The organism is Lentiprolixibacter aurantiacus, from assembly GCF_026241225.1.
Taxonomy (GTDB): Bacteria; Bacteroidota; Bacteroidia; order Flavobacteriales; family Flavobacteriaceae; genus Lentiprolixibacter; species Lentiprolixibacter aurantiacus.
Map to the genome: position 1 here is coordinate 268446 of NZ_JAPFQP010000003.1, position 18695 is coordinate 287140.

Annotated in this window: 16 protein-coding genes; 12 read left to right on the top strand and 4 right to left on the bottom strand. The window is 44.7% G+C overall.

The window, feature by feature from the left end; genetic code table 11:
* Positions 1-298 precede the first annotated feature (298 nt).
* Positions 299-1009: an SIMPL domain-containing protein gene (locus tag OO016_RS10635; protein ID WP_266013499.1), complete on the top strand. Its 711-nt coding sequence runs from the start codon at positions 299-301 to the stop codon at positions 1007-1009.
* Here the strand turns inward: OO016_RS10635 and OO016_RS10640 are convergent, their stop codons facing one another.
* On the bottom strand, positions 1010-3562 hold the full coding sequence (locus tag OO016_RS10640; RefSeq protein WP_266013502.1) for an ABC transporter permease: 2553 nt from the start codon (positions 3560-3562) through the stop codon (positions 1010-1012).
* A complete protein-coding gene (locus tag OO016_RS10645) occupies positions 3559-4248 on the bottom strand; it encodes an ABC transporter ATP-binding protein (RefSeq protein WP_266013505.1) in 690 nt (229 codons plus the stop codon). Before OO016_RS10645 ends, OO016_RS10640 begins: the two co-directional genes overlap by 4 nt.
* A gap of 62 nt (positions 4249-4310) precedes the next feature.
* Here OO016_RS10645 and OO016_RS10650 point away from each other — a divergent pair, with 62 nt between their 5' ends.
* Together OO016_RS10650 and OO016_RS10655 are read left to right on the top strand one after the other, a co-directional pair.
* Entirely contained in the window at positions 4311-5024 is a 714-nt protein-coding gene (locus OO016_RS10650) for an arylesterase (protein ID WP_266013507.1), read from the top strand.
* Positions 5025-5033: 9 nt separating this feature from the next.
* A complete protein-coding gene (locus OO016_RS10655) occupies positions 5034-5408 on the top strand; it encodes a hypothetical protein (RefSeq protein ID WP_266013510.1) in 375 nt (124 codons plus the stop codon).
* Between the two features lie 10 nt (positions 5409-5418).
* Here the strand turns inward: OO016_RS10655 and OO016_RS10660 are convergent, their stop codons facing one another.
* Entirely contained in the window at positions 5419-5652 is a 234-nt protein-coding gene (locus tag OO016_RS10660; RefSeq protein WP_266013513.1) for a hypothetical protein, read from the bottom strand.
* Between the two features lie 263 nt (positions 5653-5915).
* Here OO016_RS10660 and OO016_RS10665 point away from each other — a divergent pair, with 263 nt between their 5' ends.
* The 5 genes from OO016_RS10665 (at position 5916) to OO016_RS10685 (ending at position 14252) form a co-directional block, all read left to right on the top strand.
* A complete protein-coding gene (locus tag OO016_RS10665) occupies positions 5916-6509 on the top strand; it encodes a DinB family protein (RefSeq protein WP_266013516.1) in 594 nt (197 codons plus the stop codon).
* A gap of 78 nt (positions 6510-6587) precedes the next feature.
* Complete coding sequence (locus OO016_RS10670) at positions 6588-7913, top strand: carboxypeptidase-like regulatory domain-containing protein (protein WP_439649326.1); 1326 nt, start codon at positions 6588-6590, stop codon at positions 7911-7913.
* A 718-nt stretch (positions 7914-8631) separates the two neighbouring features.
* Positions 8632-10851, top strand: a complete 2220-nt coding sequence (locus OO016_RS10675; protein ID WP_266013519.1) for an NADP-dependent isocitrate dehydrogenase — start codon at positions 8632-8634, stop codon at positions 10849-10851.
* Positions 10852-10952: 101 nt separating this feature from the next.
* Positions 10953-13355: a TonB-dependent receptor gene (locus tag OO016_RS10680; RefSeq protein ID WP_266013522.1), complete on the top strand. Its 2403-nt coding sequence runs from the start codon at positions 10953-10955 to the stop codon at positions 13353-13355.
* The gene (locus OO016_RS10685; protein ID WP_266013524.1) at positions 13356-14252 is read left to right on the top strand and encodes a DUF4249 family protein; all 897 of its coding nucleotides are present in this window, start codon (positions 13356-13358) and stop codon (positions 14250-14252) included.
* Positions 14253-14271: 19 nt separating this feature from the next.
* On the opposite strand, the gene OO016_RS10690 is transcribed toward OO016_RS10685, so the two are convergent.
* Positions 14272-15399, bottom strand: coding sequence for a glycerate kinase (locus tag OO016_RS10690; protein ID WP_266013527.1), 1128 nt, complete (start codon positions 15397-15399; stop codon positions 14272-14274).
* 122 nt (positions 15400-15521) lie between these two features.
* Here OO016_RS10690 and OO016_RS10695 point away from each other — a divergent pair, with 122 nt between their 5' ends.
* The 4 genes from OO016_RS10695 (at position 15522) to rpmI (ending at position 18643) form a co-directional block, all read left to right on the top strand.
* Complete coding sequence (locus tag OO016_RS10695; RefSeq protein WP_266013529.1) at positions 15522-15749, top strand: DUF6095 family protein; 228 nt, start codon at positions 15522-15524, stop codon at positions 15747-15749.
* 139 nt (positions 15750-15888) lie between these two features.
* The gene (thrS, locus tag OO016_RS10700; protein WP_266013532.1) at positions 15889-17841 is read left to right on the top strand and encodes a threonine--tRNA ligase; all 1953 of its coding nucleotides are present in this window, start codon (positions 15889-15891) and stop codon (positions 17839-17841) included.
* Between the two features lie 22 nt (positions 17842-17863).
* Positions 17864-18412: a translation initiation factor IF-3 gene (infC, locus tag OO016_RS10705; RefSeq protein ID WP_266013886.1), complete on the top strand. Its 549-nt coding sequence runs from the start codon at positions 17864-17866 to the stop codon at positions 18410-18412.
* Positions 18413-18445: 33 nt separating this feature from the next.
* On the top strand, positions 18446-18643 hold the full coding sequence (rpmI, locus tag OO016_RS10710; RefSeq protein ID WP_266013534.1) for a 50S ribosomal protein L35: 198 nt from the start codon (positions 18446-18448) through the stop codon (positions 18641-18643).
* The last annotated feature ends 52 nt before the right edge of the window (positions 18644-18695 follow it).

An 18695-nucleotide genomic window follows, 5' to 3' on the forward strand; every position in this document is an offset into this window, starting at 1 on the left:
TAGCCCATTTCAGTATTTTCCACTTCGATTCCATGCTGTTATTAAAACGTGGGGATACTATCCTTTGCTTTTATAATTCGATCAAACTACTGCTAAATCAGTCAAGAGACACAGCTCAATTGCTGGGATAAGGAATAATCATAGCCATGTGCAGGAATCATTCGATGAACCACAGGAAAACGGGTTTAAATGGCCCGTGGTTCTGATAAATCATAAAAGAAGTTAAAGTAGCACTGGTCTGACCCGACCTATCAAATAATCCTTTAATTTAGAGGTATACGAGACCTTTAAATTAAAAATGATGAAAGAATTGGACTGGCTTAAAACCCTGACCATTTTCATTGGCCTGATCGTGGCAGGCTATTTTGTTGGGAACATGCATAAGACCGGGATGCAATACGACAGATATGTGCAGGTAAAAGGGCTTTCGGAGCGGGAAGTCGAGGCTGATCTCGCTGTTTGGCCCATTAACATAACCCTTACCGGAAACGACCTTAATGTATTGAAAAACACTATTGAAGCCCAAAATGAAGCTGTTTATTCCTTTTTTATGGAGCAGGGCTTTGATGCTGCCGAGATAACCCGGGGAACTACCAATATCAGCGATGCCAGAGCCAACCTATACAATTCTGGCAATCAGAGTCCTTATCGGTTTCTGGCAGTGTCTGAGTTTACTGTCCGAACCAGAGATATTCCACGTTTAAAGAAAGCACTGGCCGAATCCCTGTCGCTCATGTCCGAGGGGATCATCCTGGGCTCAAAAAACACATGGAGGCCAGTGGAATATATCTTTACCGGACTTAATGCACTTAAACCCGAGATGATCGAAGAAGCCACCAAGAATGCCAGGGAGGTAGCCATTAAATTTGCCGAAGATTCACAGTCCAGAGTTGGAAAAATCAAGGTGGCAAGGCAGGGTTTATTCACCATAAATGACCGGGATCAAAATACACCGGAAATTAAAGTGGTTCGCGTTGTATCTACTCTGGATTTCCATCTGCAGGATTGATCAGGGCTTTTCCTTTCTCAAGACCTGTAAAGGCGGACTGTTTAGCACTGCTGTACTGTTGAGCAGGCCTATTCCCAGTACAAGTGCCGTTATCCCGGGCAGGACTACTACAAATGGGATAACTGATGGTGTAAAGCCTGTTTCGAAAACAAAATAGGCCAGTAGCTCACTTCCCAAGAGCGATAACAAAATACCAAAACCACTGCCCAGTATCCCCAGATAGAGGTATTCCAATGCCGCAATTTTGAGGATTTGTCGACCTTTAGCTCCCAGTGTCCTTAGCAATACACTTTCCCGTATACGCTGGTATTTACTTGTTCTTACAGCCCCAATAAGCACAATAATACCGGTAAGGATGCTAAAAAAGGCCATAAAATTGATAACCCAGGATATCTTATCCAGTATATCCTCAATGAGGTTGATAACCTGGCGCAGATCTATAATCGATAAATTGGGAAATGAGCTTACCAGATCCCTTTGCAATTCCGCTGAAGATGCTTCATCTTTTGCACTTGTAGTTATGACGTGAAATTTGGGTGCCTGTTCCAGAACCCCTTTAGGAAATACTATGGAAAAATTAAGCTGCATACGTCCCCAGTCTACTTCGCGAATACTCTTTACCACCGTTTCCATCAGGACACCCTGAACATTAAATGTAATGGCATCTCCCAACCCAACCTCCGCATCCTGGGCTACATTGTAGGCAAGGGAAATTGGAATAGGCCCATTACCATTATACTCGGTCACCCAGTCGCCTTCAAGAAGCGTTTCCGAGGCTATGAGACTATCTCGGTAGGTCACCCGAAATTCGTGGCTTAATATCCAGCCATTAATTGTAGATGTGGTGTCCAGCCGGATTTCATTAACCGGTCTTCCTTTTAATTCCTGCACCCTCATGGTAACAATGGGAATATTGTCCATTACAGCCAGGCCTTTAGGCTCAATAAGGCCCGTTACCCCCTCCTGCTGGTCAGACTGTACATCGAGCACTATGATATTAGGGCTGTTGGCACCGGGTTCCAGTTGGGCTTTTGCCAATAAAATGTCCTTTGTAAAATACAGGGTACTGATAAGAAAAGTTCCAACCCCCACGGCCAGGATCAAGGTTCGCGTCTGGTTTTGAGGACGGAAAAGACTTAGCAGACTCTGCCGGGCACAAAATCCCCAGGAAGACGGAAAATACTTTTTTATACCCCACATGAAAAGACCTGCAATTCCAGAAAGGATCGCAAAAGTGACCATTATACCCAGAACAAAACTTAGTGCATAGCGCCAATTCTCAAGGAGAGAAAGAGAAAACAAGAATACAAACAGCATAATGCTGCTTAAGATCAGTATTAGGAATGGACGCGGCGGCTTTGGAGCGTGTTCCTGTATGCGCAAAACCTGCAAAGGAGAGACAAACCAGGTCCCTAACAACGGTAACAAGGCAAACAATACCGACATGGATATTCCCAGCAAAATTCCCTGTAATATGGGAGGCCAAACCCAGGATATAGTTACTTCAAAAGGAAGAAAATCCTGCAATATATATGGAAATAGTTGTTGTAACAACACTCCTCCCAATGCGCCGATGACACCTCCAATGAATCCCATTGCCGCAATCTGAAACAGGAATATATAGAAAGACTGCTTACGGGTAGCACCCATGCATTTGAGTATGGCAACAGATTTCAGCTTCTCACGGATATATATATTTACCGAACTGGCAATCCCCACGCATCCCAGGAGCAGTGCAATGAATGCTACAAGGTTTAAAAACTTGCCAAAATTATCATATCGCCTTCCCAGTCTCCTGCTGGTATCCAGATGGCTGTCCAGGTCAGCGTTTTCTGCATCGAGTATCGGGTCTACTTTTTCGTCCAGCGCCAACAGGTCGGTATCCTCATCGGCTTTGAAATAATAATTGTATTCCAGTCGGCTTCCCATTTGCAAAAGGCCTGTTTGCTCAACATATTCATACGGAATAATGACAGGCGGAGCAACGGAACTCGAAATAGCTGTACTGCCGGGGGCCGACTTCAATGCCCCTCCAATGGCGAAAGTCATTTCCCCTATCTTAACACTATCTCCAACCCTGAGGTTGTATTGCAACATGGCAGTTGCATCTACAAGTGCACTGCCTTCGCGGGAATAATTTATCGCGGCATCAAGGGGTTCTGTCTCCAGTGCTCCGTAAATTGGAAAATCGCCCGCTATACCCCTAACCCGAACCAATTTGGTGGCATCTGCCTTTGGAAACGCTGCCATGGAAGCAAAATTCACTTCCATTCCATCGGATCCGCCCAGTGAGTCAATAATCCCAAGTACCCGGTCTGTTGGAAACTGATTGCTGTCGATAAGGAAATCTGCACCCATGAGGGATTTGGACTGCAGGCTGATATTTTCTTTAAGGTTTGCACTAAAGGATTGAATGGCTACTACAGCCATTATTCCCAGTACTATAGCAGCCATAAAAAGGATCAGCCTGCGGCTGCTGGCCCTGCCATCGCGATATGCCATGAGGGCCACCCAAAGGATACCAGTCTTTTTAGTCAAACCTTCCTTGTTCATGTTGAAGGAAGAGATTCGTTACTGAGCATCTTCCCCCCTTTTAACCTGAGGATATGCTGTGTCTTGCGTGCAAGTTCCAGATCGTGGGTAACAATTACGAGGGTAGTACCGGCTTCCTTATTCAGGTCAAACAACAGTTGTACCACCTTATTACCGGTTTCCTCATCAAGATTTCCCGTAGGTTCATCGGCAAAAAGTATCCTTGGGCGGTTGCAAAATGCCCTGGCCAGGGCAACCCGCTGTTGTTCCCCACCCGATAGCTGTGAAGGATAGTGATGGGAGCGATCCGCAAGGCCTACTTTCTTCAATAGCTCCATGGCCGTGGCTGAGGCTCCTTTTTCTCCCTGCAATTCCAGGGGAACACTAACATTTTCCAGGGCTGTAAGGGTTGGGATTAACTGAAAATCCTGGAATATAAACCCGATCTCTCTATTCCGCAGCTGGGCACGTTCGTCTTCATTTAAATTGGATAAAGCCACACCACAGAGTAAAACTTCCCCGGAATCGGCCTTATCCAGGCCCGCACATAAACCCAACAAGGTGGTCTTACCGCTTCCGGAAGGTCCTACAATGGAAAATGTGGCCCCTTCGTCAATACCAAAGGAAATGTCATCAAGAACTACCAGTTCTTTATTCCCACTGGTATAACTCTTCCTGAGGTGGCTTACGTTTAATATCTTTGTCATATTGTGAAATGCCGGTATTTGCCAAAAGCCGAAAAATAAGGATTTGCCATTAATTTAGAGGTATGAAAAGTGTCTGGAAAGTATTAAAGTTTAGTTATTTTTTATGGCTGCTGTTCGTTTTGGGTTGTGGCGATTCGACCTCCAAAGACAAAACCCCGCCTGCCGAGGCAGAAACTTCAGTGGATGAACCTTCGGACAGCACAGCAGAAAAAGGCACAATCCTGTGTTTTGGGGATAGCCTGACAGCGGGCATGGGTCTTGATCCTGATGATGCCTACCCGGCCGTATTGCAGCAAATAATTGATTCACTATCGCTCAACTATTCCGTTGTGAATGCTGGTCTGAGCGGCGAAACCACAGCCAGCGGAAGAAACAGGCTAAACTGGGTTCTGAATCAAAAAACAGATGTGTTCATTCTGGAACTTGGCGCAAATGATGGCCTCAGAGGTATTAATCTTTCAGAAACACGTAAAAACCTGCAGGAGATAATCAATATGGTAAGGAAAAAGAACCCGGATTCCAGGATTATCCTGGCCGGTATGCAGATTCCACCTAATATGGGTTCGGTGTATACTTCGGAATTCCAGGGGATTTTTCCTGACCTGGCTAAAGAAAACGATGCCCACCTTATCCCTTTCCTCCTGAAAGACGTGGGCGGGGTACCGGAATTGAATCAGGCAGACGGCATACACCCTACCAAAGAAGGGCATAAGATACTGGCTCGAAACGTCTGGGAAGTTCTGGGACCTGTATTGTTAAGCAGTGACAACCAATAACCAATTCATATGGACAATATATTGAATGCACTCACCTGGATAGATACCATTGCCCCAACCATTTGGATAGGGCTTACGGTAATAATGTTTTGGATACTGTATAAAGTTTATGCCAAGGAAGGTAAGCGGCATCCGATATTCCGGTTTGGGGTATTTCTTCTGGTTCTGGTTTGGCTGTACCCGGTTTACACTTATTTTTTCAACCAGTTTGAGGTGAGCCTTGCGGGGAATCTGTTAACCCTGTGGGCCACTATTTCTTATAAGAACAGGCTTAAACCACTGGATGAGAAGATGGCTAACTGGATGTATCCTCAGATTATCTGGATCTGCCTGGCCTCCGTTTATGTGGGATTGTTGTTACTGGATAAATATCAACTGGGTTGAACTGGTTTGATTAAGCCAGTTTAGATCGGTTACGCCTGGTTGAAAAAGACAAAGCCTTCTTTACTTTAGAATTAGCCCTTCTGTACAAACGAGCTACTTTCTCTTCTTTTTTAACAGTAGTCTGCTCAGTAGAAGTAACGATAGTCATCTCGATAGTTTCTACCTTAACCTCAGCAGCTTTATCCTGAGCCTGGGCGGCAACTCCGATGGTAAGAACAAAAATTAAAGTTATAAGCGTTTTCATGACTTGCGTTTTTTTCTATTAAAAAAACGCGGCAAACGCTATCCTGACCCCTTGCAATTCGTCGAAGAGCCCTTATTTTTCGGTATTTGACAAAAAGCCGGATAAAGTGCAGAAAAACCTCGATGAACGTATCAATACCCCAAAACTACTAATCTGATTAAGCTGCATTTCATCGGGAAAGAAATGGGATTTCCGGTCAATTTTCCAGGTATTTTTTTTATTTTGAACGGATTAGCCCCAGAAATTAACTTAAAATCATGATCATGAAGTACTTGTTAACTGTGCTTTGCTTAATCTCTTTAGTTGTTATGAATGCTCAGAATAAGGATAACGAGGAATTGCCATACTACGAGATCCCGGATTATCCCGAATCCTATTCAGCCGGCACGGTTGTTTCCCGCATGATAGACGGACTTGGATTTCGCTACTATTGGGCGACTGAAAACCTTAGGGAAACTGATCTTGCCTACAGGCCGGGTAAAGACAGTAGATCTGCGGATGAAACACTGGACCATATCCTTGGCCTCTCGAGGGTTATCCTCAACAGTGCCTTGCAAAAACCCAATGACGGTTCCCAGTCAGGAGAGGAAACACTTTCCTTTACCGAAAAAAGGAGCCAAACCCTGAATAACCTCAGGAAGGCCAGCCTTGTATTTCTTGAGGCAGACCACCTGGAGGAACATCCGGTAATCTTCAGGAATGCGGATAGGGAAACGGCATTTCCCTTCTGGAACCAAATCAATGGACCCATTGCAGATGCTTTATGGCACTGTGGACAGATTGTTTCACTGAGGAGGCAGTCCGGCAACCCTTTTCCCAAAGGAGTGAGCGTATTTTTGGGGAATAGACAGAATTAATGATACCATGATTAAAATCATTAGAAACTGCCTCAAAGCGGTTTAATTTTGCCTTAAATTTGCATTAAAAATAATGTTATGAGATCTCTATTAAATACTTATCAAAAACCCATAATTACTATCTGCCTGAGTGTGTTTTTCAGTCTGGTGATGAATGTGGGTGATGCGCAGGCCTTTTTCCAGGACACCTCAATGCAGGATGAAACCAGTTATAAGCAATACCGGGGTGAAGTTCTGGACAGCAAGACCAATGATCCGCTGGTGTTCGCTTCCCTTGTGCTGGAAGGCACCAATATCAGTACCGTTACCAACACCGAAGGCACATTTTTGCTAAAAGTGCCCAATACTATTGAAAATGGCAATGTGGTTATTTCATTCCTGGGTTACCGGAATAAGTCGATCCCCCTTGCCCAGCTCTCGGAAGACAAAAACAAAATTGAGCTCGATGTATCGGTAACTACCCTTTCCGAAGTAAATATCAGTGCTCCCAAAAATGCCCTTGCACTGGTTAAGGAAACACTCAGGAGAAAAGGTGAGAACTACTACAACAACCCTGCCCTGATGACCGCTTTTTACCGGGAAACCATCAAGAAAAGGAGACGAAATGTTTCCCTGGCTGAGGCTGTGGTCAATATTTATAAAACGCCATACACGTCTTCAAGAAAAGATGTGGTGAAACTCTACAAGGCCAGAAAGAACACGGATTACAGCAAACTGGACACCGTGGCGCTTAAACTGCAGGGTGGACCCTTCAATGCCCTGTATGTAGACCTGATGAAATACCCTGATTTCATTTTCACCCCTGAGAGTATTGAGGATTACAAATTTACCTATGACCGATCTACAACTATTAACGACCGGCTGATCTACGTAATCGATTTCAAACAGCGAAGTAACATACTGGAGCCTCTGTATGCCGGTAAACTTTTTATTGATGCCGATAAAAAGGTGCTGACCAGTGCCGTTTTTTCACTGAACATCACAAACAGGGATATGGCCAGCCGCATGTTTGTTCGAAGAAAACCTCGCAATGCCAGGGTATACCCTACACAGATTGCCTACCGGGTAGACTATCGTGAAAGAGATGGCCGCTGGTATTACGGTTACAGCAATGCCTTGCTGGAGTTTAAAATCAACTGGGACAGGAAGCTGTTTAATTCCGTGTACAGTATGACCTGTGAGATGGCAGTTACTGACTGGGAGGAAAATCTTGGTGAAATACCAAAATCTAAAGATCGATTGAAATCAACTATTATTCTTGCTGATGAAGCTATTGGCTTTTCAGATCCGGACTTTTGGGGAGAATTCAATATTATTGAACCCGAAAAATCAATTGAAAGTGCGATCAGGAAAATCCAGAGGCAGCTGAAGCGAGCTAAGTCGGATCGGAGTACCTCTCCCTGATCCCAGGGATAAAACAAAACAATATAAATCAGCACCCCTAGAGGTGCTGATTTTATTTAACGGGTGACCTGTTTCACAAATAAAAAGTGATTTTACAAACCCCTTAGTTTATGAACAATTGTTGATAACTTAAGTTTATAACTTGTTGATTTTTAAATCCTTATATCACTTGCAAATCGACACTTATTCTACTATATTCGTTACATGGTTTGAAAGAAGTGCCTGTCCAGGGCAAGTCGGAAGAGCCATTATGAAGTTGACGTTCTTTGTATTGTTGTTTAGCTTTTGCACAAAGGAAGAGGGACTTGTCCTTAGTCTGGAGGAAAGAAGCGAGCGGTTGGTCAGGGGGCTGTAGTTCCCGGTTCAGTTCGTGGGCATAACATGTGAGGTGAATTGTCTCGGCAAGGCACTGAACGAACTTTGCTAAAACAGCAAGAAGAGGCATTTGGAGTTGCTTGGTTTAACAATTAAGGACAAAAGATGTTTCAAACGTTGATTTAGCTGGCAAATGCGATCAATGGTTGCGGTGAAGTACTTAGGTACAACACAAATTTGCGAGCTAATTCTAGAAAGCCATATCAATGTACCCGTACAATGATATGGCTTTTGTCTTTTTATCTATTCCTGATTGTTCCTTTTTCTCCAGTCTCTTGCATTTATACAGCCACCCAGAAGCATAAAATTGTATATTTGCTCCGCTAAATTTCTTTTCTACCTGATGCCCAACATTTTTTATACAAAAACAGACGAAGCCCCAGCCCTGGCTACACAGTCATTCTTACCCATAATTAAAGCCTTTTCCAAAACCGCGGGAATATCCATTGAAACCAAGGACATTTCGTTGGCAGGTCGTATCCTTGCCGCTTTTCCTGATTTTTTATCGGCAGAGCAACAAAAGTCTGATGATCTGGAAGCGCTTGGGACATTGGCAAAATCACCGGACGCCAATATCATCAAATTACCTAACATCAGTGCCTCAATACCCCAGCTAAAAGAGGCTATAACAGAATTGCAGGCTAAGGGCTATGCACTGCCAGATTATCCGGATGAACCGGAGAATAATAAGCAACAGGAGATCAAATCGCGCTATGACAAAATCAAAGGAAGTGCTGTAAACCCTGTTTTAAGAGAAGGCAACTCCGATCGAAGGGCACCCAGGCCAATTAAAAACTACGCCAAAAAGAACCCTCACAGCATGGGCGCATGGGAAAAAAGCTCAAAAACCCATGTGGCTACCATGTCATCGGGCGACTTCAGGTCCAATGAAATTTCGCTTACCCTCCCTGAGGCAACATCAGTAGACATCCGATTGACAAATGAGCGAGGCGAAGTAGACATACTTAAATCTGGTATAGCCCTCCAAAAAGGTGAGATAATCGATGCAACTGTTATGCGCAGGGCATCTCTTCTGGAGTTTTTGAAAAGGGAATTTGAAAATGCAAGGAAAGAAGGAACCCTTTTGTCTTTGCATCTCAAGGCAACCATGATGAAGGTTTCAGATCCAATCATATTCGGACATGCCCTGGAGACGTATTTTAGGGATGTATTTGACCAGTATGGGGATACTTTTGAAAAAATAGGAGTCGATGCTCGTGAAGGCCTGGAAATCCTCTTCAATAAACTGCGATCATTGCCCGCCGAAGAGCACAATGCAATATCATCGGCATTGCAAAAGGCAATGCAACATGGGCCCAGCCTGGCTATGGTAAATTCCGATAAGGGCATAACCAATTTGCATGTTCCCAGTGACATCATAATCGATGCTTCCATGCCCGCAATGATCCGGAATTCGGGTCAGATGTGGAATTCCAAAGGAGAACCCCAGGATACCAAGGCTGTAATACCAGACAGCAGTTATGCCGGTATTTACCAGGCAACCATAGACTTCTGCAAAACACACGGAGCCTTCGATCCGAAAACCATGGGTACCGTGCCAAACGTTGGCCTGATGGCCCAGAAGGCCGAGGAATATGGGTCCCACGACAAGACTTTTGAGATAGCGGAATCGGGAACAGTCGAAGTAGTGGATAAAGAAAGTGGCAAGGTACTGATCCAACACCAGGTTAATCCGGGAGATATCTGGCGCATGTGCCAGGTAAAGGATGCCCCCGTAAGGGATTGGGTAAAGTTGGCGGTTACCCGCGCTCGGGCCACGCAGACACCGGCTATTTTCTGGCTGGACGAAAAGAGGGCTCATGATGCCGAATTAATCAAAAAGGTCAAGGCTTATCTTCCTGAATTGGATATCGCCGGGCTGGATATACAGATCTGTGATCCGGTGGAGGCTACCAAACGCACGCTGCATAGACTCAAACAGGGCAAGGATACCATATCCGTTACCGGGAATGTATTGCGTGATTATTTAACCGACCTTTTTCCCATCCTGGAGGTGGGTACCAGTGCCAAAATGCTGTCCATTGTTCCACTGATGAATGGCGGTGGACTATTTGAAACAGGAGCAGGCGGATCTGCCCCCAAACATGTAGAACAATTCCTAGAAGAAGGACACCTGAGGTGGGATTCACTGGGGGAATTCATGGCCCTGGCAGTTTCACTTGACTTTCTGGGTAATAAATACAAGAATTCCAAGGCAATGGTCCTGGGAAGTACCCTGGATCAGGCCACGGAGCAGTTTCTGGAAGAAGACCGTTCGCCTTCTAGAAAAGTAGGAGAACTGGATACCCGGGGAAGTCATTTTTACCTTGCGCTCTATTGGGCTAAAGCCCTGGCGGATCAATCCGATAATCTGGAATTAAAGGATAAATTCAGTCCACTGGCCGAGATGCTGGAATCACAGAAGGAGAAGATTTTACAGGAATTGCTGGATGCACAGGGCAAACCCCAGGATATAGGAGGCTACTATCTTCCGGACCCACAGATGATTAAAGAAGCCATGCGACCCAGCACTACTTTAAATAAAATCCTGGATCAGCTGTAAAAAGCTTTCTTACTGCAGGCGCGGCTTTAATTCGATTTAAAATCATGTTAATTACCCCTGGAGTTGTCTGATATTACATATTTTTGGCGAAAATAATCTGAATGTCCCATAGGTTACAGCATTTATTGCTGCTTCTATTCATAATATCCCTACACCAGCTTTCCGCCCAAAAAAAATTCACCATTAGTGGCACCATAACTGAAGCTACCAGTAATGAAACGCTTATCGGTGTTACCCTAATCGTTCCGGAGTTACGTACTGGAGCCACCACCAATGAATATGGTTTTTATTCCCTGACCCTGCCGGAAGGGACATATGAGATTCAGGTTTCTTACCTGGGTTTTAAGGATATCCGTCAAACGGTTGAGCTTACTGCAGATCAAAAGATCAATTTCCAAATGGTGGAACAGGCACAGCAACTGGAAGAGATCACCCTTATAGAAGATGCGGAAAAGCTGAATATCCGCAAGCCCCAGATGAGCGTAAATGCACTTTCCTCCAAAACTATCAAACAGATTCCCGTGGTACTGGGGGAAGCAGACGTAATTAAATCCATCCTGCTTTTGCCTGGTGTAACTAATGCCGGAGAAAGCGCATCAGGATTTAATGTCAGAGGTGGTGCCGCAGACCAGAACCTGATCTTGCTCGACGAAGCCACCATCTTTAATTCCTCCCACCTATTTGGTTTGTTCTCAGTGTTCAACCCGGATGCTATCAAGGATGTTAAACTTTTCAAAGGTGGCATCCCTTCAAGATACGGCGGACGTGTTTCATCGGTTCTTGAGATCTTTCAAAAGGAGGGAAACAGCAAGGAATTCCATGTAAATGGTGGAATAGGCGCCGTAGCAAGTCGGTTGCTGGCTGAAGGACCCATTGTTAAGGACCGTGCTGCATTTCTCGTGGGCGGAAGGGCTTCTTATGCGCATTTGTTCCTGCCCCTGTTCGATATTGATAACAAGGCCTATTTCTACGACCTGAATACCAAACTGAATTACAGGATCAATGAGCGCAATAACATTTACCTCTCCGGCTACTTTGGGCGGGATTTATTCAGGATCAGCGACAATTTTGTCAATGTCTATGGGAATGCAGTATTCAATTTTCGCTGGAACCATCTATTTTCAGACAAACTCTTCTCTAACCTTTCTTTGATCTACTCAGACTACTTTTATGGCCTGGAACTGGATTTTGTTGGTTTTGAATGGGATTCGGGCATTCAGAATTTCAATATCAAATACGACCTCAAACACTACCTTAATGATAACCTTCAGCTTAATTATGGGCTGAACAACATATATTATCGTTTCAATCCTGGTAAGATCATTCCCAACCGACCAGATTCCGGGATTTTAGAAGAACAGTTAACTGAAAAGTACGCAAACGAATTTGCAGCATATGTGGATATTGAGCACAACCTTTCTGATAAATTAAGCCTGGAATACGGTTTGCGTTTGAGTTATTTTCTGCGCCTGGGTCAGGATGAGTTCAATGTTTATCTTGACAATAACCCGGTAATTTTTGATCCCTTTACCCTCACCTACCGGGAAGCTGAACCAGTAGGGGTCATTAATCCGGGAAGAGGGGCCAACCTGGCTAACTTTACAAACCTGGAACCCAGATTTGCCTTTTCCTACTCCTTTAATGAAGATAATTCCATCAAGGGCAGCTACACCCGTATAGCTCAGTACCTGCACCTGCTCTCAAACACCAGCTCCCCCACCCCCCTGGATGTCTGGACACCCAGCGGGCCTTTTGTTAAACCGCAGTTGCTGGATCAATTTGCCCTGGGCTATTTCAAAAATATCAGCGGAGGTGATTATACACTGGAAACCGAAGTTTATTACAAGGACATCCAGAATCGTATTGATTACATAGACGGGGCCAATCTCATTGCAAACAATGCCATTGAACAGGTGATCCTGAATGGGCAGGCCCGGGCATACGGTTGGGAAGTACTGGTGCGAAAAAATACCGGTAGATTAAACGGATGGCTGTCCTACACCCTGTCCCGTTCCGAGCAACGCACTCCCGGACGGCAACCCATATCGGACAATGGCCGGACAAACCAGGAAACGGGTATCAATAACGGTCAGTGGTACAACAGTCCATTTGACAAGACCCATGATATTACCCTGTTTGGTAATTTTGAACTAAATCAGAAATGGCGTTTCAATGCCAATTTTGTCTATCAGACCGGACAACCCACGAATTATCCGATCGGGCAGTTTGAATTCCAGGGAATCACCATTCCCTATTACGGATTGAGAAATCAGGATAGGCTGCCTGATTACCACCGCCTGGATATTTCTGCTACCCTGACCCCAAAAAAGAACAAAAATCGAAAGTTGCAGGGCGAGTGGGTATTTAGTTTTTACAACATATATAACAGGCGCAATGCAGCTTCCATAAATTTCAGGAGGAACCAGGATACCGGGGTTAACGAAGCGGTAAGGACCTCTATTTTTGGCATTGTTCCTTCGGTAACCTATAATTTCAGATTCTAGATGAGGAAACTATTCATTTGGCTTTTGGTTTGCGCTGGGTGGCTCGCCAGTTGTGAGGACGTTATAGAAGTGGACCTTCCCGAGGGCGATACCCGGCTCATCGTGGATGGCCTTATCCGCGTGGATACCACAGAAGCCTTTATCCCTGTCTCTATTAAAGTTTCCGAATCTACCGGATTTTTTGATGAAATCCCGGCAACTTCCCTGGAGAGCATCTCAATTATTTACGAACAAATTGAGGATGGCACCGTAGTCTTTACCGGAACATCCAGCCTGGCAGAGCTTAACCCGGGCAGTGGGGTTTATGAGCCAGATCCCAACTTTAGTTCGGACCAGCGTATCCCCACATCGGTCCTGCAAAGGGAAAACCTGCGCTTTACTTTGCTGATGAGACATAAAGGTCGACAGTATTTGGCTCAAACTTTCTATGTGCCTACAGTGCCCATAGATAATCTTGAGCAGGGAACAGGTACTTTATTTGAGGGAGATGAGACCGAAGTGGTAGTATCCTTTACCGACAACCCTGACAGGGACGATTTCTATCTCTTTGATTTTGGGTTCGATGAGTTCCTGACCAGTGAAGACGAGTTCTTCCAGGGGCAGCAATTTGCTTTTTCCTATTTCTATGATCAGGAATTTGACCCCGGGACAATACTTGAAATTAGTATTATGGGAGCAGACCGGGAATTTTTCAATTACATGGACCTAATTCTGGAACAGACCGAACAAAGTGTTGGATTTTTCGAAACTCCCAGGGCAACGGTTAGAGGTAACGTTATAGACATTACAGACCTGGACAATGTAAGTGTAACGGATAACACCAGCCAGCCAAAAGTTTTTCCTCTGGGCTACTTTGCCGTTGTTCAGGAATTCAGGGATACCCTGGTTATCGAATAGTCACAAATTGTAACGGTAGTTACCTGCCTTTGAAATACTTGTAGACAGCAGACTCTACAAGTTCTGCAGCACGGCTCATGTTATATTCCAGGGGTTTATTCCTGTTTCCTGCTTCTATAACCGCAGTCAATCCCGCTTTTTTCAATTCCTCTGGTGAAACCTCAAGCCGGCCACATATCGCCACTACGGGAATCTCAAAGGCACGTCCAAGCTCCATTACTCCATTGATCCACTTACCACTCAGGGTCTGGGAATCTATTTTACCTTCCCCTGTAAGGATATAATCGAATTTTCTGGTGCGCAACAGCCTGGGAATTTTAGCCAGATCCAAAATGAATGCTGTCCCCGTAATAAATTCCGCATTTAGAAAGCACTTCAATCCGTATGCTGCCCCCCCGGCAGCTCCGGTACCAGGAAGGTCCGCATACTCAAATCCCATCTGCGTCCTTACCTGATAATCCAGGTGTTGCAAACCCCTGTCCAAAAGCTCAATCTCCTGCCTGTTGGCCCCTTTCTGGGCAGCATATACGGCTGCAGCTCCAAAAGGGCCATAAAGGGGGTTGTTTACATCGTTTACTGCAAAAACTCTGGTATCCCTTAATTCCGGAATAACCTGCTCCCGGTTTATCTTGTGAACCAGGGCCAAATTGGCTCCAATGGGTTTCAGGGAGTCGCCTTTTTCATCCAGAAAACGGTATCCAACTTCATATGCCATACCCATGCCGGCATCATTGGTGGCACTGCCTCCGAGTCCCACGTAGATCTTTCTGAATCCCCGACGCATTGCTTCTCTGATCTGAATCCCGGTGCCTCTGCTGGAAGTCTTTGAAGCACTACGTTCTTCTTCAGCCAAAAGCACCAGGCCTGAAGCTTTGGCCATTTCAATATAGGCCTCCCCTTTTGAGGGATCCACCAGCATAGTACTAGTGATTTTCCTTCCCAGTGGGTCCACGGTCTCTGTTGTGATTACCTCTGTTTCCCTGTATTCGGAAATAGCATCAAGAAAGCCATCACCGCCATCAGAAGCAATTAAAGAATGAAAACCTGCCCCCGGAATAGCCTTTAATATCCCTTTGGTCAGTGATTGGATCAACTGTTTGGCCGTAAGCGAACCTTTAAATTTATCGGGCAGGAGCAGAAAGTTCATAGTTCAGTTTAGCTATTACAACGGTCACACAGTTGTCCTGTAATTTCTTTTCATGCTGTTCAACATTGCAATCAAATAAAAATAGCCTTTATTTTCTACTTTTACAGATCAACTTGAATCACATGAGGACGAATAAAAAATTGTTGATGAAGGGTGTGAAAAACCTGGTTTACACCTTAGGATTTATGTTTATTGCACCTGTGGTACTTTACCAGGCCTTTAAAAACCAGGAACACCCGCTGTTCATTCCCGTTCTGATTCTCGGATTGATACTGGCCATTGCGGCCATAGGGAAGGGCTTTTACAGCATTAAAATATTAATGCAAGCTCTTTTTAATGACTCCAAATGACCTGCAATATATGAATGAGTATAATAATAAAGCCTTAATCAGGCTAACCCCCTCAATATTTACGAATTGAAGCCCCGATCTGTTGCCTTGCTGGGGCCAAGGCACTATCTTTGTTTCCTTATTTGTGACGTAGTACAAGATGATTAAAATTACCCTGCCTGACGGCACTGTAAAAGATTTTGCCCGGGGATCCACTCCAATGGATGTTGCCCTTTCCATAAGTGAAGGGCTTGCCCGTAATGTCATTTCAGCAAGTTTTAACGGCACTACGGTGGAAACGGTTACCCCTTTGAATGAAAATGGCAAGCTTACCTTGTATACCTGGAGAGACAAGGAAGGGAAAAAGGCCTTTTGGCATTCTACGTCTCACGTGGTGGCACAGGCACTGGAAGAAATGTTCCCTGGTATTAAGCTTACCATAGGTCCTGCAATTGATAATGGTTTCTATTACGACGTAGATTTCGGGCAACATACTGTATCTGAAAAAGATTTCCCTGCCATAGAGAAGCGCGCCCTGGAAATAGCCAGAGGAAAGCACGACTACAAAATGCGTGAAGTTTCCAAAAAAGACGCACTGGCATTTTACGAGAATCAATCCAACGAGTATAAAATTGAGCTAATTAAAAATCTGGAAGATGGCAATATAACCTTTTGCGACCACGATACCTTTACAGATCTCTGTCGCGGTGGACACATTCCGAATACAGGTTTTATCAAAGCCATTAAAATACTCAACGTAGCGGGTGCATACTGGCGCGGTGATGAAAACAAGCCCCAGCTTACGAGGGTTTATGGAATTTCATTCCCAAAACAGAAAGAACTGACCGAATACCTTGAGCTTATTGAGGAGGCCAAAAAACGGGATCACAGAAAACTGGGCAAGGAACTGGAACTGTTTACCTTCTCCCAGAAAGTTGGACAGGGCCTGCCATTATGGTTGCCTAAAGGTGCAGCACTACGTGAACGGCTGGAGCAGTTTTTGAAGAAAGCCCAGAAAAAGGCGGGTTATGAGATGGTCATCTCCCCCCATATCGGACAGAAAGAACTCTATGTTACTTCGGGGCACTATGCTAAATACGGGGAAGACAGTTTTCAGCCTATACATACGCCAAAGGAGGATGAAGAGTTCCTGTTAAAACCTATGAATTGTCCTCACCATTGCGAGATTTACAATTCCAAACCATTTAGTTACAGGGAATTGCCCAAGCGCTATGCAGAATTCGGAACCGTTTATAGATATGAGCAAAGCGGGGAATTGCACGGCCTTACCAGGGTAAGAGGGTTTACGCAGGACGATGCCCATATATTCTGTACTCCTGACCAGCTGGACCAGGAGTTCAAAAATGTCATTGATCTTTCTCTTTATGTACTCACCTCATTGAGTCTGAACAACTTTACCGCTCAGGTTTCCGTAAGGGATCCGGAGAACCCAGAAAAGTATATCGGAACTGTTGAGAACTGGGAAAAGGCAGAGCAGGCAATTATTAACGCAGCAAAGGAAAAGGGTCTCGATTATGTTATAGAAGAAGGGGAGGCAGCCTTTTATGGGCCGAAACTGGACTTTATGGTCAAGGATGCCCTGGGCAGGAACTGGCAGCTGGGTACTATCCAGGTTGATTATACCCTTCCGGAACGTTTTGACCTGACTTATAAGGGAAGTGATAATGAGCACCACAGACCGGTAATGATACACCGGGCACCTTTTGGCAGCATGGAACGATTTGTGGCATTGTTACTGGAACACACAGGTGGGAATTTTCCCCTTTGGTTGATTCCCGATCAGGCTATTGTGCTGCCTGTCAGTGAGAAACATGAAAAATATGCCCAAAAAGTTTTAAATTCCCTGGAAAATCACGAAATTCGCGCGCTCCTGGATAACAGGAACGAGACGGTGGGCAAGAAAATTCGGGAAGCCGAACTAAACAAGATCCCCTACATGTTGATTGTAGGCGACAAAGAGCAGGAAGATGGAATGGTTTCAGTCAGGCGACACGGAGGTCAGGATCACGGAAGCATAAGTATAGAAGCTTTCAAAAACTTGATCGAAGAAGAAATAAACAGTACATTAAAACCGTTCGAAACAAAAGTTTAATTAAAATAGATAAGCCATAGCAATACGAAGAAGATTTAAACCAAGACCACGGCGGGAAAACAAAAACCCGCATAAGATCAACGCCGAGATTACAGCGCCCGAAGTAAGGCTCGTAGGCGACAACGTGGAAATGGGAGTTTACCCAATCAGACAAGCCATAGCCAAATCGGAAGAATTAGGGCTGGACCTAGTGGAGATTTCCCCAAAAGCAGCTCCGCCGGTTTGTAAGATAATTGATTATAAAAAGTTCCTTTACGAGCAGAAGAAGCGAGATAAGGCAATGAAGGCTAAGGCTACGAAGGTGGTGGTAAAGGAAATCAGGTTCGGTCCCAATACGGATGACCATGACTATGAGTTTAAAAAGAAGCACGCTGAAAAGTTCCTCTCTGACGGGGCCAAACTGAAGGCGTATGTATTTTTTAAAGGAAGGTCTATCGTCTACAAGGAGCAGGGAGAAATTCTGCTGCTAAGACTGGCGCAGGACTTGGAAGACCTGGGCAAGGTTGAACAGATGCCAAAGCTAGAAGGAAAGCGAATGATTATGTTCATTGCCCCGAAGACAAAGAAGTAATAAAGCGAGATATAACGGAAAAAGAGGATTACAATGCCTAAGATGAAGACAAAATCCAGTGCTAAGAAACGTTTTAAGTTAACGGGTACTGGAAAAATCAAAAGAAAACATGCTTTTAAAAGTCACATCCTGACAAAGAAAAGCAAAAAGAGAAAGCTCAAATTGACCCACGCTACGTTGGTACACGACGCAGATGAGGACAACATCAGACAACAATTACGTCTGAAGTAAGTCAATTAAGGTAGTATTAACCATGGAGTCAGGCTCACAAAGATTTTAAATC

Coding starts and splice junctions, on each gene's coding strand:
- OO016_RS10635 (WP_266013499.1), top strand. CDS start 299: ATGATGAAAGAATTGGACTGGCTTAAAACCCTGACCATTTTCATTGGC.
- OO016_RS10685 (WP_266013524.1), top strand. CDS start 13,356: ATGAGGAAACTATTCATTTGGCTTTTGGTTTGCGCTGGGTGGCTCGCC.
- OO016_RS10675 (WP_266013519.1), top strand. CDS start 8,632: ATGCCCAACATTTTTTATACAAAAACAGACGAAGCCCCAGCCCTGGCT.
- OO016_RS10670 (WP_439649326.1), top strand. CDS start 6,588: ATGAGATCTCTATTAAATACTTATCAAAAACCCATAATTACTATCTGC.
- OO016_RS10665 (WP_266013516.1), top strand. CDS start 5,916: ATGAAGTACTTGTTAACTGTGCTTTGCTTAATCTCTTTAGTTGTTATG.
- thrS (WP_266013532.1), top strand. CDS start 15,889: ATGATTAAAATTACCCTGCCTGACGGCACTGTAAAAGATTTTGCCCGG.
- OO016_RS10650 (WP_266013507.1), top strand. CDS start 4,311: ATGAAAAGTGTCTGGAAAGTATTAAAGTTTAGTTATTTTTTATGGCTG.
- OO016_RS10680 (WP_266013522.1), top strand. CDS start 10,953: ATGTCCCATAGGTTACAGCATTTATTGCTGCTTCTATTCATAATATCC.
- rpmI (WP_266013534.1), top strand. CDS start 18,446: ATGCCTAAGATGAAGACAAAATCCAGTGCTAAGAAACGTTTTAAGTTA.
- OO016_RS10690 (WP_266013527.1), bottom strand. CDS start 15,399: ATGAACTTTCTGCTCCTGCCCGATAAATTTAAAGGTTCGCTTACGGCC.
- OO016_RS10695 (WP_266013529.1), top strand. CDS start 15,522: ATGAGGACGAATAAAAAATTGTTGATGAAGGGTGTGAAAAACCTGGTT.
- OO016_RS10645 (WP_266013505.1), bottom strand. CDS start 4,248: ATGACAAAGATATTAAACGTAAGCCACCTCAGGAAGAGTTATACCAGT.
- OO016_RS10660 (WP_266013513.1), bottom strand. CDS start 5,652: ATGAAAACGCTTATAACTTTAATTTTTGTTCTTACCATCGGAGTTGCC.
- OO016_RS10640 (WP_266013502.1), bottom strand. CDS start 3,562: ATGAACAAGGAAGGTTTGACTAAAAAGACTGGTATCCTTTGGGTGGCC.
- OO016_RS10655 (WP_266013510.1), top strand. CDS start 5,034: ATGGACAATATATTGAATGCACTCACCTGGATAGATACCATTGCCCCA.